13 protein-coding genes are annotated in these 13,214 nt (G+C 68.2%); 8 read left to right on the top strand and 5 right to left on the bottom strand.

Annotation, left to right across the window (positions count from 1 at the left end; genetic code table 11):
- The first annotated feature begins 218 nt into the window (after window positions 1-218).
- On the top strand, window positions 219-524 hold the full coding sequence (locus AB4Y64_RS10530; protein ID WP_441816411.1) for a hypothetical protein: 306 nt from the start codon (window positions 219-221) through the stop codon (window positions 522-524).
- Window positions 525-849: 325 nt separating this feature from the next.
- Here the strand turns inward: AB4Y64_RS10530 and AB4Y64_RS10525 are convergent, their stop codons facing one another.
- The gene (locus AB4Y64_RS10525) at window positions 850-1,626 is read right to left on the bottom strand and encodes an AMP nucleosidase (RefSeq protein ID WP_441816410.1); all 777 of its coding nucleotides are present in this window, start codon (window positions 1,624-1,626) and stop codon (window positions 850-852) included.
- 215 nt (window positions 1,627-1,841) lie between these two features.
- Here AB4Y64_RS10525 and AB4Y64_RS10520 point away from each other — a divergent pair, with 215 nt between their 5' ends.
- The 7 genes from AB4Y64_RS10520 to AB4Y64_RS10490 all read left to right on the top strand — a co-directional run bounded on the left by AB4Y64_RS10520 (window position 1,842) and on the right by AB4Y64_RS10490 (window position 7,980).
- Window positions 1,842-3,308 (top strand): amidohydrolase, encoded by a 1,467-nt coding sequence (locus tag AB4Y64_RS10520; protein ID WP_441816409.1) that lies wholly within the window; start codon window positions 1,842-1,844, stop codon window positions 3,306-3,308.
- 35 nt (window positions 3,309-3,343) lie between these two features.
- Complete coding sequence (locus AB4Y64_RS10515) at window positions 3,344-4,630, top strand: amidohydrolase family protein (RefSeq protein ID WP_441816408.1); 1,287 nt, start codon at window positions 3,344-3,346, stop codon at window positions 4,628-4,630.
- 121 nt (window positions 4,631-4,751) lie between these two features.
- A complete protein-coding gene (locus AB4Y64_RS10510) occupies window positions 4,752-5,156 on the top strand; it encodes a DUF1761 domain-containing protein (RefSeq protein WP_441816407.1) in 405 nt (134 codons plus the stop codon).
- Window positions 5,157-5,169: 13 nt separating this feature from the next.
- A complete protein-coding gene (locus AB4Y64_RS10505) occupies window positions 5,170-5,817 on the top strand; it encodes a 2-hydroxychromene-2-carboxylate isomerase (RefSeq protein ID WP_441816406.1) in 648 nt (215 codons plus the stop codon).
- A gap of 146 nt (window positions 5,818-5,963) precedes the next feature.
- Window positions 5,964-6,911 (top strand): DegV family protein, encoded by a 948-nt coding sequence (locus AB4Y64_RS10500; RefSeq protein WP_441816405.1) that lies wholly within the window; start codon window positions 5,964-5,966, stop codon window positions 6,909-6,911.
- Between the two features lie 56 nt (window positions 6,912-6,967).
- Window positions 6,968-7,312, top strand: coding sequence for a hypothetical protein (locus AB4Y64_RS10495; RefSeq protein ID WP_441816404.1), 345 nt, complete (start codon window positions 6,968-6,970; stop codon window positions 7,310-7,312).
- Window positions 7,309-7,980, top strand: a complete 672-nt coding sequence (locus AB4Y64_RS10490) for an ATP-binding protein (protein ID WP_441816403.1) — start codon at window positions 7,309-7,311, stop codon at window positions 7,978-7,980. The genes AB4Y64_RS10495 and AB4Y64_RS10490 overlap by 4 nt, the downstream gene beginning before the upstream one ends.
- Before the next feature lie 77 nt (window positions 7,981-8,057).
- Here the strand turns inward: AB4Y64_RS10490 and fghA are convergent, their stop codons facing one another.
- The 4 genes from fghA to ppc form a co-directional block, all read right to left on the bottom strand.
- Window positions 8,058-8,888 (bottom strand): S-formylglutathione hydrolase, encoded by an 831-nt coding sequence (gene fghA / locus AB4Y64_RS10485; RefSeq protein WP_441816402.1) that lies wholly within the window; start codon window positions 8,886-8,888, stop codon window positions 8,058-8,060.
- A gap of 69 nt (window positions 8,889-8,957) precedes the next feature.
- Window positions 8,958-9,110: a hypothetical protein gene (locus AB4Y64_RS10480; protein ID WP_441816401.1), complete on the bottom strand. Its 153-nt coding sequence runs from the start codon at window positions 9,108-9,110 to the stop codon at window positions 8,958-8,960.
- Between the two features lie 65 nt (window positions 9,111-9,175).
- A complete protein-coding gene (locus tag AB4Y64_RS10475; RefSeq protein ID WP_441816400.1) occupies window positions 9,176-10,285 on the bottom strand; it encodes an S-(hydroxymethyl)glutathione dehydrogenase/class III alcohol dehydrogenase in 1,110 nt (369 codons plus the stop codon).
- A 93-nt stretch (window positions 10,286-10,378) separates the two neighbouring features.
- Window positions 10,379-13,135 (bottom strand): phosphoenolpyruvate carboxylase, encoded by a 2,757-nt coding sequence (ppc, locus tag AB4Y64_RS10470; protein WP_441816399.1) that lies wholly within the window; start codon window positions 13,133-13,135, stop codon window positions 10,379-10,381.
- Window positions 13,136-13,214: the final 79 nt, after the last annotated feature.

Genomic DNA, 13,214 nt, shown 5'->3' with positions numbered 1-13,214 from the left:
CCTCCCCTCTCCTGCCTCTCCCCGTCACGGTGGATAGTGTGCCCGGGAGGCGTCGCAGGGTCTGCGATGGCGTGCGGCAAGACTGACGTGCCGGTTCCCCACCACGCGCCCTTCACCGCGCCTCCACAAGACTGAACGAGAGGAGCGGCCGCTCAGGCGTCCGTCACCCTGCCCCCGCCATTTTTCACCCCCGACACCCATCTCCAGAGGGATCCACCATGAAGCAGTCTGTTGTCGCAGCCCTGTTGCTTGCAGGCCTGCTCTCTCCGCACGCAGGGTTCGCGCAGAGCATCCAGTGCACGCTGATCTGCAATCCGCCGCGGATGTTCTGCTACCCCGCCGGTACGATTCCGCCGTTCAACCGGATCTGCCCGCAGAACCTCAACGGCTCGGCGCCGGCGCCGGCAACCGAACCGCTGCTGGCGCCGCCATCGCAGTCAACAGCAGCGCCGAGCGCGTGCACGGCGCAGCCGGTGTTCAACGAGGAAACGCAGACCTACGAATGGGAAATGGACTGCGATTGATGGCGCTGCGGTTCGCTGTTGCGGAAGGGGCCGGCTTTTTGCCGGCCTTTTTTTTTGCGGGACTGGTGCGTGGTCGGTGGGGGAGGAGGTGGGGTGCACTTCGTGAACCTCCGCTTCGCTGCGTTAATCGTTCACGAACTACACCCCACCCCCTCCTTCACGAAGCTGCGGCAGTTTTATTGACCTCGCGTGTTGGCGCTCTCGCCCTGTCTGCGTGGCGTGGCTGCAAGGATGGGACTCGGGCTGCGAGGACACGGCCACCGAAGACCGGGCAATGAATTACTGGAGCGTCGTTCGACGGGCCGGGGATTGATCCCCCCAGGCGTTACTCGTCGAAGCGCAGATGGCGAACAGACTTGCCGTTGCGGCGGATCAGGCGAAGCGCCTCGATGCCGACGTTGATGTGGTTGTCGACATAGTCCGAACTGACGCGCGCATCGGACGCCTCGGTCTTTACGCCTTCCGGGATCATCGGCTGGTCCGAGACCAGCAACAGCGCGCCGCAGGGAATGCGGTTGGCGAAACCGGCGGCGAAGATCGTGGCCGTCTCCATGTCGATGGCCATGCAGCGCATCGCGCGCAGACGCTCCTTGAACGCATCGTCGTGTTCCCAGACCCGGCGATTGGTCGTGTAGACCGTGCCGGTCCAGTAATCGTGGCCCAGGTCGCGGATCATCGTCGAAACCGCACGCTGCAGCGCGAAGGCCGGCAGCGCCGGCACCTGCGCCGGCAGATAGTCGTCACTGGTGCCCTCACCGCGGATCGCCGCGATCGGCAGCACCAGGTCGCCGAGCTGGTTCTTCTTCTTCAGACCACCGCACTTGCCCAGGAACAACACCGCCTTGGGCATGATCGCGCTGAGCAGATCCATCATCGTCGCCGCGTTCGGACTGCCCATGCCGAAGTTGATCATGGTGATGCCGTCGGCGGTGGCGCTTGGCATCGGCCGGTCCATCCCGATCACCTCGGCGCCAGTCAGGCGCGCGAACGTGTGCAGGTAGCCACCGAAGTTGGTCAGCAGGATGTGTTCGCCGAACTGGTCCAGAGGCACGCCGGTGTAGCGCGGCAACCAGTTGTCTACGATCTGTTCCTTGTCTTTCACTTGCGTCTTCCTCGCGTTGTCTCTTGCCGGAGCCAGCGTGCTGGCACGAATGACAAGCTCCAACGCCCGGTCGCCAGCCTGCTGACGCCTACCAGGGCGGGGTTGCCTGGATCGGCATTCTCTCACGCCCCGCCATGACCTTCGTCGGGTTTGCACACGCCGGCCACCGCGGCTAGGGTGCGGATTCGTTGTCCGTGCCACCTCCGGGGAAAATCATGTTCCGACCACTGGTCGCCGCGCTCGTCGCGGTGCTTACCGTAGGCGTCGCCCAGGCGGCCTCGCCTGACGCGCCTGACGCACCGAAAACCTCGAAATCCCGCTTCGTCGACGACCCCTACCCCAGCACCTACCACGCGATCGCCGCGGGTCCGGTCCTGATCGAGCGCGCCACTGTCCTCACCGGTACCGGACAGCGCCTCGACGATGCCGACGTCCTGTTGCAGGACGGCAAGGTGGTGGCGATCGGCAGCGCGCTGCAGGCGCCGGCCGACGCGACCCGTGTCGATGGCACCGGCAAGTGGGTCACCCCGGGCATCATCGACGTGCATTCGCACCTGGGCGTGTATCCCACCCCCGGCGTCAGCGCCCACGCCGATGGCAATGAAATGACCGGCGCGGTCACCGCCAATGTCTGGGCCGAACATTCGATCTGGCCGCAGGATCCGGGGTTCAACACCGCCCTGGCCGGCGGCATCACTTCGCTGCAGGTACTGCCGGGCTCGGCCAACCTGGTGGGCGGCCGCGGCGTGACGCTGAAGAACGTGCCCGCCACCACCTACCAGGCCATGAAGTTCCCGGGCGCGCCCTGGGGCCTGAAGATGGCCTGCGGCGAGAATCCCAAGCGCGTCTACGGCCAGAAGAGCGGGCCGGCCACGCGCATGGGCAATGTCGCCGGTTACCGCGCCGCCTTCATCGACGCCAGCGAATACCTCCGCAAGAACGGCGGCGGCAGGAAGAACGACGAGGCGGCGAAGAAGAAGCACTGGTGGCAATCGAGCAACGGCGGAGACGCCGACAGCGAGAAGGACACCGGCGGCAAGCGCGACCTCAAGCTGGACACGCTGGCCGGCGCCATCAACGGCGACATCCGCGTGCACATCCACTGCTACCGCGCCGACGAGATGGCGATCATGCTCGACCTGGCCAAGGAATTCGGCTTCAAGGTCGCCGCGTTCCACCACGGCGTGGAAGCGTACAAGCTTGCCGACCGCCTCGCGGCCGAAGGCGTCTGCGGTGCGCTGTGGGCCGACTGGTGGGGCTTCAAGATGGAAGCCTTCGACGGCATCCAGGAAAACCTGGCCATCGTCGACCGCCCGGCCAACAGCTGCGCCATCGTCCATTCCGATTCCGACGAAGGCATCCAGCGACTCAACCAGGAAGCGGCCAAAGCGATGGCGCATGCAAAGCTCGCCGGCATCGACATCGCGCCCGAGCGGGCGATCCGCTGGCTGACGCAGAACCCGGCCAAGGCGCTGGGCATCTCCGAACGGACCGGCACGCTGGAGCCGGGCAAGATGGCCGACGTGGTCGTCTGGAACGGCAATCCTTTCAGCGTGTATGCGCATGCCGAGCAGGTCTACATCGACGGTGCGCGCGTGTTCGACCGCAACGACCGCAAGCGCCAGCCGGTGTCGGATTTCATGCTTGGACAGGGCGCCGCGGCGCAGGGAGGTGCGCTGTGAGGGGCCATTACCTTGCGGGGATCACGGGGAAAACGTTGCTGACGATCGGCCTGGGTGTCGCATCGCTCAACGCCTCCGCCCAGGAGCTGCTGATCCGCAACGCAACCGTCCACACCGCCACCGCGCAGGGCACGCTGCACAACGCCGACGTACTGGTCAGCGGCGGCACCATCCGCGCGGTCGGAAATGGCCTGGCCGCGCCAGCGGGCGCGCAGGTCATCGATGCGCAGGGACGGCCGCTGACGCCGACGCTGTTCGGCGGCATCACCGAGATCGGGCTGGAAGAGGTGTCTGGCGAAAAGGCCACCAACGACGAGACCCTGACCCTCGGCGCCGAAACCAGGCAGATGACGGTGCGGCCCGAGTTCGACGTGACTCTGGCCTACAACCCCGACTCGGTGCTGGTGCCGGTGACGCGGATCGAAGGCATCGGCTGGACGCTGCTCGGCGCCGGCACCGGCAGTGGCGGTTCGATCGTCGCCGGCCAGGGCGGCGTGATCCGCCTGGACGGCAGCGCCGACCCGGTCGGTCCGCGCGAACTGTTCGTGCGCATCGGCGGTGACGCCATCGGCCTGAGCGGCAATTCGCGCGCGGCGCAGTGGATGATCCTCGACCAGCTGATCGACGAAGTGCGCGGGCGCATCCCGGCCGACTCCAATGCCGCGCTGCTGACCCCGGCCGGTCGCGCGACGCTGGCCCGCTACATCGGTGGCGGCGGTCGTGTCGTGGTCGCGGTGGATCGCGCCGCCGACATCCGCCAGCTGCTGCGCTGGGCCGCCCGCCACGACGTACGCATCGCCATCGCCGGTGGCGCCGAAGCCTGGCGCATGGCGCCGCAGCTGGCAGCGGCCAAGGTGCCGGTGTTCGTCAACCCGCTCGGCAACCTGCCCTACGACTTCGACCAGATCGGCGCGACGATGGAGAACGCCGCGCGGTTGCGCGCGGCCGGCGTCAAGGTTGGCTTCTCGCAGTCCGACGACGGTTCGCACAACGCGCGCAAGATCCGCCAGCTGGCCGGCAATGCAGTGGCCAACGGCCTGGCCTGGGACGACGGCCTGGCCGGGTTGACGCAGGTGCCTGCCGAAGCGTTCGGCGTCGCCGACCGCATGGGCAGCATCGCGCCGGGCAAGCGCGCCGACCTGGTGCTGTGGAGCGGCGATCCGCTCGAAGTGAGCACGGTGGCGCTGCAGGTCTGGATGGACGGCCGCGCGATCGAGATGCGCAGCCGCCAGACCGATTTGCGCGACCGCTACCTGCGTCCGGCCACGCCGGCGCAGAACGGCGGGATGCCGCGGGCGTACCCGCAGGCGGACGGGCGCTGATCGCCCATCCGCCGCGGCGGTTTTTTGCCGGGGATCCGGCACCCCGCTCGCCGGCGAGCGGGCTGCCGCGGGCGGGAGGACGGTTTATGCTGGCCCTGTCCGTAATCGCGAAGCCCTGTCCATGACCCTGCCGCACATCGATTTCAACTTGCTCGCGGTGGTTGCCGCCGCCGTCTCGGCGTTCGTCCTGGGCGGGATCTGGTACGGCCCGCTGTTCAAGCGCGCCTGGTGCCGCGAGGCCGGCATCGACCCCGACAGCGCCCCGCTGCACCCCAAGCTGACCTTCGCCACCGCCTTCGGCTGCAGCCTGCTGGCTTCGCTGATGTTCGCCATCTTCCTCGGCCCGGACGCCAACGCCGGCTCCGGCTTCGGCGCCGGCTTCGTGGTCGGCCTGTTCTTCGTCGCAATGAGCTTCGGCATCAACTACGCCTTCGCCCAGCGCAGCGCGAAGATGTGGATGATCGACGCCGGCTACCACATCGCGCAGTTCAGCCTATACGGGCTGATACTCGGCGCCTGGCACTGAGAGAACTCCCGCCATGGATAAGGCTCCGCTGGTCTGGTACTTCGACTTCATCTCGCCGTTCTCGTACCTGCAGTGGCAGAAGCTCAAGCCGCTGCTGCGCGAGTTCGAAATAGCGGGCACGCCGGTGCAGCTGGTGCCGATCGTGTTCGCCGCGGTGCTCGATGCCTGCGGCCAGAAGGGTCCGGCCGAGATCCCGGGCAAGCGTGAATTCACTTACCGCCACGTGCTGTGGCTGGCGCGCCAGCAGGGCGTGCCGCTGCGGTTTCCGCCGACGCATCCGTTCAACCCGCTGCCGACGCTGCGCCTGAGCATCGCCGCGGGCAACCGGCCCGAAGCGGTCGATTCGATCTACGACTGGCTGTGGGCGCAGGGCCGCGCCGCCGACAACCTCGAGGCCCTGGTGCCGCTGATGGCCGTGCTCAACGTCCCCGCCGAAGCGCTGGATGAGGCGCCGACCAAGGCCGCGCTGCGCGCCAACACCGACGCGGCGATCGCCGCCGGCGTCTACGGTGTGCCGACCCTGGCCGTGCACGGCGAGTTGTTCTGGGGCAACGATGCCCACGAGTTCGCCCTGGCCGCACTGCGCGAACCGGCGGTGCTGGACGACGCCGAGATGCGGCGGGTGTCGCAATTGCCGGTGGGGCTGCAGCGCCGGCGCTGAAAGGCCGGCATGGCCACCAAGACACGCCCTGCCCGTTCACATTTCCCCGCGCAAGTCTTTGCTGCACCCGCAGCGAGACGAAATCGCCGAAGCAGGTATGCTGCCCGTCACAATTTGACGTCAGCGCTGCTAGTCGGAGGGGGAACATGCGCATTGGACTCGTGGTCGATTCGGCCTGCGATCTGCCTTTGGGGTATCTGGAACAACACAACGTAGACGTGCTGCCGATCACCGTGCGCATCGGTGAGGCCGTGCTCGCCGACCGACGCAACGAACAGGCGACACTCGAGTTCCTGCATGCCCACGTCGCCGAGCGCGGCCACGAAGCACAGACCACGCCGTACACGGTGCAGCAGATCCAGGACCTGTTCCTGAGCCGCCTGGTGATCGATTACGACTACGTCTTCTGCATGACGATCACCAAGACGCGCAGCCCGATCTTCGACAACGCCCAGCAGGCCAGCTTCGCGATCCTCAGCGACTACAAGGCCGCGCGCGCGGCCGCCGGCAACAACACGCCGTTCGCGCTGCGCGTGGTCGACAGCCAGAACCTGTTCGCCGCCCAGGGCATCGGCGCGGTCGAGGCGGTGCGCCTGCGCGAAGCCGGTGAAGGTGCGCCGAAGATCCGCGCGCGCCTGGAGCACCTTGCCCTGCATACCCAGGGCTACATGGTGCCGCCTGACCTGTACTACCTGCGCAACCGCGCACGCAGCAAGGGCGACCGCAGCGTCAGCTTCATCAGCGCCGCGCTCGGCAGTGCGCTCGACATCAAGCCGGTACTGCACTGCAACCGCGGCGAGACTGCGCCGGTGGCCAAGATCAAGGGTTTCGAGCCGGCGGTGGAGAAGCTGTTCGATCACGCCGCGCAACGCGTCGACGCCGGCGAGCTGCTGACCCCGACGATGTGCCTGAGCTACGGCGGAGAGCTGGACGAGATGCGCAAGCTGCCCGGATACGAGCGCCTGCGCAACGCCTGCGAGAGCAACAACATCGAGCTGTTCGAATCGGTGATGAGCCTGACCGGCATGGTCAACGTGGGCAAGGGCGCGGTGGTGGTCGGCTTCGCCGCCGAGGGGCAGAAGTTCCACGGCTAATCATCGCCGTCACGGTGGCGGAGTAATGTAGTGGCGACCCCACACCGGAATCGTGCATGGCTACCCGTTTCTACATCCGCCTTCCCGATGCGACCCGCGCGCGCGGCAACGATGCCGCGTTTTCCTTCAGCGCGGTAAGTGCCGAGGGTTTCGCCGAGCAACTGCAGGCCGCATTGCGCGACAACGCGCTGTTCGAACGCTGGAAGGCGCGCCAGGAAGATCCCGATGCGGTCGATCCGTCGCTTGGCGCGACCGACCCGTCCGCCTCCGTGCATGGCGAGCAGGATGACCTGCACATCGACCTGGTCGTTACCTCGACCATTTCCGGCACGGTGCTCAAACACCGCCTGCGCCTGCTCGCCGGCGGTGGCTGGGAGCTGCGGGACGTGACCTCGGCATGAGCCAGCGGTTGCTGTCGTGGAGCGGCGGCAAGGACGCGGCCTGGACGCTGCATACCCTGCGCCAGCGCGACGATGTCGACGTGGTTGCGCTGCTGACCACCGTCACCAGCGGCTACGAACGCGTCGCCATGCACGGCATCCGTCGCGACATCCTGCATGCGCAGGCCGAGTCGGTGGGACTGCCGCTGATCGAAGCGGTGATCCCGCCGCAATGCGACAACGACAGCTACGAGGCCGCCTTCGCGCTGGCGCTGGAGCAAGCGCGCGAGCGCTGGCCGGACCTGGACTGCATCGCCTTCGGCGACCTCTACCTGGCCGACGTCCGCGCCTGGCGCGAAGCCTCCTGCGCGCGCCTTGGCTGGCGCATCGACACGCCGCTTTTTGGCGCCGATCCCACGGCGCTGGCGCGCGAGATGATCGACGCCGGCCTGCAGGCGCGGCTGTGCTGCGTCGACACGCAGCAGCTGGCGGGCGAGTTCAGCGGGCGTGCATTCGACCACGCCCTGCTCGCCGCGCTGCCGCCATCGTGCGATCCGTGCGGCGAGAACGGCGAGTTCCACACGCTGGTGCACGCCGGTCCGATGCTGCGCCGGCCCGTCGCGCTGCAGCCCGGCGAAAAGGTGCTGCGCGATGAGCGCTTCGCGTATGCGGATTTCCTGCTGGCCTGACGAAGTCACAGCGGGCTTGGAACCCACCATCGCTACCCACGCTACCCATGCGCCGGCTTGTTGATGACTGCGACGCGCTAGCCGCCCAGCGCGCGCGCGTGATGGGCGATGTGCTCGCCGATGAACGTGGCGATGTAGTAGTAGCTGTGGTCGTAGCCCGGGCGCAGGCGCATTTCCAGCGGATGCCCCACTGCTTCGCACGCGTCCTGCAGCAGCAGGGGCCGCAGTTGCGTCACCAGGAACTCGTCGGCTTCGCCCTGGTCGATCAGCAGCGGCAGGCGCTCGACCGCGGTCGCCACCAGTTCGCTTGCATCCCAGGCCTTCCATGCCTCGCGGTCGTCGCCCAGGTACGCCGAGAATGCCTTCTGGCCCCACGGCACCTGGCTCGGCGCGACGATCGGCGAGAAGGCCGAAACGCTGCGGTAGCGCCCCGGATTGCGCAACGCGGTCACGATCGCACCGTGACCGCCCATCGAATGGCCGCTGATCGCGCGCGCATCGCTGGCGCGGAAATTCGCCTCCACCAACGCCGGGAGTTCGTTGCTGACGTACGCGTGCATCCGGTAGTGCGAGGCCCACGGAGCCTGCGTCGCGTCGACATAGAAGCCGGCGCCCTGGCCGAGGTCATAACCGTCGGCGTCGGCGATGCCGGGGCCGCGCGGGCTGGTGTCGGGTGCGACCAGGATCACCCCATGCTCGGCCGCGTACCGCTGCGCGCCGGCCTTGGTGATGAAGTTCTGTTCGCTGCAGGTCAGGCCACTGAGCCAGTACAGCACCGGCAACCGGCGCTGCGTGGCCTGTGGCGGCAGGTAGACGCCAAACCGCATCTCGCAGCCCAGCGTGTTCGATGAGTGCTTCCACACTTCCTGCTGCCCGCCGAAGCAGGCATGCCGTTCGATCCGTTCCATCATTCTCCTTTCGGGTTCAGGCCTTGAGCACGCCGGATTTCTTCGCCGCGTGCGCGGACATCGCATCCATCAGACATGGTTGTGCGCGGTCTGTGCGCCGACACGGACCTTGACGGGTTTGTCGGCGCACCTGCATTGCAGCGTGCCGCCGGCAAAGTCGGCCGCGCCACCCGGGCGCACGCCCTGGTCGACGGCAGGATGGATGGAGACTGCACTGTTCATCGTTCACCTCCGATCATTGCGCCGCAGGTTCGCATCGACGCGTGTGCGTTCCCCTGGTGGCTCCTTCAGAAGTGGATCACCGTCCGGATCGACTTGCCTTCGTGCATCAGGTCGAAGGCCTCGTTGATCTGCTCCAGCGGCATGGTGTGGGTGATGAAAGGATCGAGGTCGATCTCGCCCTTCATCGCCTGCTCGACCATGCCCGGCAGCTGCGTGCGGCCCTTGACGCCACCGAAGGCGGTGCCGCGCCAGACGCGGCCGGTGACCAGCTGGAACGGGCGCGTGCGGATTTCCTGGCCAGCGCCGGCGACGCCGATGATGACGCTCTCGCCCCAACCCTTGTGGCAGCACTCCAGCGCCGCGCGCATGACATCGACGTTGCCGATGCATTCGAAGCTGAAGTCGACGCCGCCGTCGGTGAGTTCGACGATGACGTCCTGGATCGGCTTGTCGTGGTCCTTCGGGTTGATGCAGTCGGTCGCGCCCATGCTGCGCGCCAGCTCGAACTTGCCGGGGTTGGTGTCCACCGCGACGATGCGGCCGGCCCTGGCCTGCTTCGCGCCCTGGATCACCGCCAGGCCGATGCCGCCCAGGCCGAACACGGCGACGCTGTCGCCTTCCTTGACCTTGGCGGTGTTGTGCACGGCGCCAATGCCGGTGGTGACGCCGCAGCCGAGCAGGCAGACCTTCTCCAGCGGCGCCTGCGGGTTGACCACGGCCAGCGAGACTTCGGCCACGACCGTGTACTCGCTGAAGGTGCTGGTGCCCATGTAGTGGTAAATCGGTTGGCCGTTGTAGGAGAAGCGCGTGGTGCCGTCCGGCATCAGGCCCTTGCCCTGGGTGGCGCGCACGGCCTGGCACAGGTTGGTCTTGCCTGAGAGGCAGAACTTGCACTTGCGGCATTCGGCCGTGTACAGCGGGATGACGTGATCGCCAGGCTTGACGCTGGTGACGCCTTCACCGACCTCGACGACGATGCCCCCGCCCTCGTGGCCGAGCACGCTTGGGAAGATGCCTTCCGGGTCGTCGCCGCTGAGGGTGAACGCATCGGTGTGGCAGACACCGGTGTGGGTGATCTTCACCAGCACTTCGCCGGCCCTGGGCGGGGCGACGTCGATCTCGACGATCTGCAACGGCTGGCCCGGGGCGAAGGCGACGGCGGCACGGCTTTTCATGGGAGGCGGATCCGGTGCGGGAGCAACCGATGATTCTAGGCCTCGCGCGTAAAGCTGGTGTTTCCCTGGCTGGCGATTGCCTCTTGCCGGCGCTCACCCGGTGTTCTGGATGCCGGCCGAGATGCCGTTGACCGTCGCCACCAGCGCCTGCAGCAGTTCGTCGTCCGGCCGGCCGGCGGCGCGCCAGCGGGTCAGCAGGTCGACCTGCAGCAGGCTGATCGGGTCCACGTACGGGTTGCGCAGGCGGATCGACTGGCGCAGGCGATAGTCGCCGGCGAGCAGTTCGTCGCTGCCCTTGATCGCCAGCACCGCGGCGCGGGTGCGTTCGAACTCGGCGGCGATGCCGGGGTGGAAGCGTTCGTGCAATTCGCCGGCGAGCAGCGAGTACTGCTCGAAGATCGCAGGGTCCGACTTGGCCAGCATCATCTCCAGGTCGTCGATCAGGGTGCCGAAGAACGGCCAGTCGCGCGCCATCTCCGCCAGCGTCTCGCGGCCGTGTGTCTCCAGCGCATGCGTCAACGCGCTGCCCACGCCATACCAGGCGGTCAGGCCGGCGCGGTTCTGCGACCACGCGAACACCCACGGGATCGCCCGCAACGACGACACGTCGCCGTCGCCGGCGCGCTTGGCCGGCCGCGAGCCGATGCGCAGGCGTTCGATCACGTCGATGGGCGTTGCGGCGCGGAAGTAGGCCGGGAAGTCCGGATGCTCGTGCACCAGCGCGCGGTAATGGCTGCGTGCGTTGGCCGACAACTCGTTGGTGATCGCGCGCCAGGTCGCTTCGCGTGGTTCCGGCGGGCGCGGGCGCAGGGTCGCGCGCAGCACGGCGCCAGCGGCCTGTTCGAGATTGCGCAGGGCGATCGCGCGGATGCCGTACTTGCGGTGGATCACTTCGCCCTGCTCGGTCAGGCGCAGGTAGCCGTCGACCGAGCCGCGCGGCGCGGCGATGACCGCGCGCTCGGTCTTGCCGCCACCGCGGCTGATCGAACCGCCGCGGCCATGGAAGAAGGCGATGCGCACGCCACTTTCCTGCGCCAGCGCGGTCAACGCGATCTGGGTGCGCTGCAGCGCCCAGCGCGAGGCCAGCATGCCGCCGTCCTTGGCGCTGTCGGAGTAGCCCAGCATCACCACCTGGCGATCGCCGCGCGCGGCCAGGTGGCGGCGATAGACCGGGTCGGCAAACAACGCGCGCAGGGTGTCGGCGGCGGCATCGAGATCGTCGACGGTTTCGAACAGCGGCGCGACATCGAGCGGCACGCGGCCATCGCCATCGACACAGCCGGCGATCCGCGCCAGCGCCAGCACCGCCAGCGCATCGGCGGCGCTGCGGCTCATGCTGACGATGTACGGACCAAACGCGCGCGGGCCGTAGCGCGGGCGCAGCCGCGCCACCGCGCGGAACACATCCAGTGTCGACCTCGCGTGGCCATTGCCGAGCGTCGGCGCCGGCGCAGTGCCGTCGAGCAGTGCATGCAGGCGCTGCGCGCGCTGCTCGCGGCTGCGCGATTCCCAGGACGAATCGCCGAGCAATTCGGCCAGCGCGGCGTCATGCGTGGCCGAGTCCTGGCGCAGGTCGAGGCTGGCCAGATGGAAACCGAAGCACTCCACGCGGCGGCGCAGGCGGCGCACGGCGAAGCCGCCGGCATGCTCGCCCTGGTGCGCGGCCAGGCTGCGCTCGATCGTCACGATGTCGGCGAGGAATGCAGCCGCGTCCGGGTAACCGTGGACGTGGTCCTCGGCGGTGGCGCGCAGGCGCGCGCCGATCAGCGCCAGCAGATTGCGATAAGGCATGTCGGCATGGCGCGGACGCAAGGCTGCAGCGGCCTTGGGCAGCAGGTAGCGGTATTCCTCGATGCGCGCCATCACCTCGTCGGCGACGCTGACGCGGCCCAGCGACTGGCTCAGCAGCTCGCCGAGCGCGGCCACTTCCTGGCGGTACGCGCCCAGCACGAGCTTGCGCTGCCCGGCCAGGCTGGCGGCGATGGTGTCGGCGCCCACGTTCGGGTTGCCATCCATGTCGCCACCGACCCAGGTGCCGAAGCCGATCACGTCCGGTGCCGGCGTCGCTTCGCCGTAGGCCTCGCGCAGTGCGTCCTCGAACACTTCGTAGAACACCGGCAGCACGCGGTACAGCACTTCCGACAAGTAGAAACCGACGTGCTCGAATTCGTCGGCCACGCTCGGCTTCACCGGCGAGGCTTCGGCGGTCTGCCAGCCGGCTGTCAGCGCCAGGCGCATGCGCTCCAGGTCGGAGCGGTGTTCGTAGGGCGTGCGGCTGCGGTCGATGTCGTCAATCAGGCAGGTGACGATCTGCCGTTCCTTCTCCAGCAGCGCGCGCCGCACCGCTTCGGTCGGGTGCGCGGTGAACACCGGCTCGATGCGCAGGCGCGACAGCAGCGCGACCACTTCGTCCAGGCTCACGCCCTGCGCGGCAAGCGAGGCCAGGACCTCGCGCAGGCTGCCCGGCTGGGCGCTGGCGCCGCGGCGCTCGTAGTCGCGACGGCGACGGATGCGGTGCACGCGCTCGGCGACGTTGACGGCCTGGAAGTAGGTGGCGAAGGCGCGGACCAGGTCGCCGGCGTGTTCGAGCTCGGTGCCGGCCAGCGCCTGCGCCAGTTCGGCTACCGGCGCCTGGCTTTCGCGGCGGCGGATCGCGGCGCGACGCAACCGCTCGACCTCGGCCAGAAACTGCGGGCCGCGCTGCTCGGCGAGGATTTCGCCGACCAGGGCGCCGACGGTCTTGACGTCCTCGCGCAGCAGGGCATCGTTGGGCGCGAACTCGACGACGCGCAGGGGTTCTTCGGCGGGCTCCGCAGCGGACTCGGAGGCGGACACGGTGGCGCGGCTCATGGTCATCCGCCGAGCCTACCGCACTGCAACAATTAACGGCGACGGTTTCAGCCGCAACAGATGCAGGTGGCCGCCCCCG

Origin of the sequence: Lysobacter sp. TAF61 (assembly GCF_052113485.1) — a bacterium.
Lineage (GTDB): Bacteria > Pseudomonadota > Gammaproteobacteria > Xanthomonadales > Xanthomonadaceae > Lysobacter_J.
This window is presented reverse-complemented; position numbering and strand designations above follow the sequence as displayed.

What these genes read in the sequence shown, in the direction of transcription:
- AB4Y64_RS10500 (WP_441816405.1), top strand. Translation starts at nt 5,964, where the DNA reads ATGCGCATTGGACTCGTGGTCGATTCGGCCTGCGATCTGCCTTTGGGG.
- AB4Y64_RS10505 (WP_441816406.1), top strand. Translation starts at nt 5,170, where the DNA reads ATGGATAAGGCTCCGCTGGTCTGGTACTTCGACTTCATCTCGCCGTTC.
- AB4Y64_RS10520 (WP_441816409.1), top strand. Translation starts at nt 1,842, where the DNA reads ATGTTCCGACCACTGGTCGCCGCGCTCGTCGCGGTGCTTACCGTAGGC.
- AB4Y64_RS10480 (WP_441816401.1), bottom strand. Translation starts at nt 9,110, where the DNA reads ATGAACAGTGCAGTCTCCATCCATCCTGCCGTCGACCAGGGCGTGCGC.
- AB4Y64_RS10530 (WP_441816411.1), top strand. Translation starts at nt 219, where the DNA reads ATGAAGCAGTCTGTTGTCGCAGCCCTGTTGCTTGCAGGCCTGCTCTCT.
- fghA (WP_441816402.1), bottom strand. Translation starts at nt 8,888, where the DNA reads ATGGAACGGATCGAACGGCATGCCTGCTTCGGCGGGCAGCAGGAAGTG.
- AB4Y64_RS10490 (WP_441816403.1), top strand. Translation starts at nt 7,309, where the DNA reads ATGAGCCAGCGGTTGCTGTCGTGGAGCGGCGGCAAGGACGCGGCCTGG.
- AB4Y64_RS10510 (WP_441816407.1), top strand. Translation starts at nt 4,752, where the DNA reads ATGACCCTGCCGCACATCGATTTCAACTTGCTCGCGGTGGTTGCCGCC.
- AB4Y64_RS10475 (WP_441816400.1), bottom strand. Translation starts at nt 10,285, where the DNA reads ATGAAAAGCCGTGCCGCCGTCGCCTTCGCCCCGGGCCAGCCGTTGCAG.
- ppc (WP_441816399.1), bottom strand. Translation starts at nt 13,135, where the DNA reads ATGAGCCGCGCCACCGTGTCCGCCTCCGAGTCCGCTGCGGAGCCCGCC.
- AB4Y64_RS10495 (WP_441816404.1), top strand. Translation starts at nt 6,968, where the DNA reads ATGGCTACCCGTTTCTACATCCGCCTTCCCGATGCGACCCGCGCGCGC.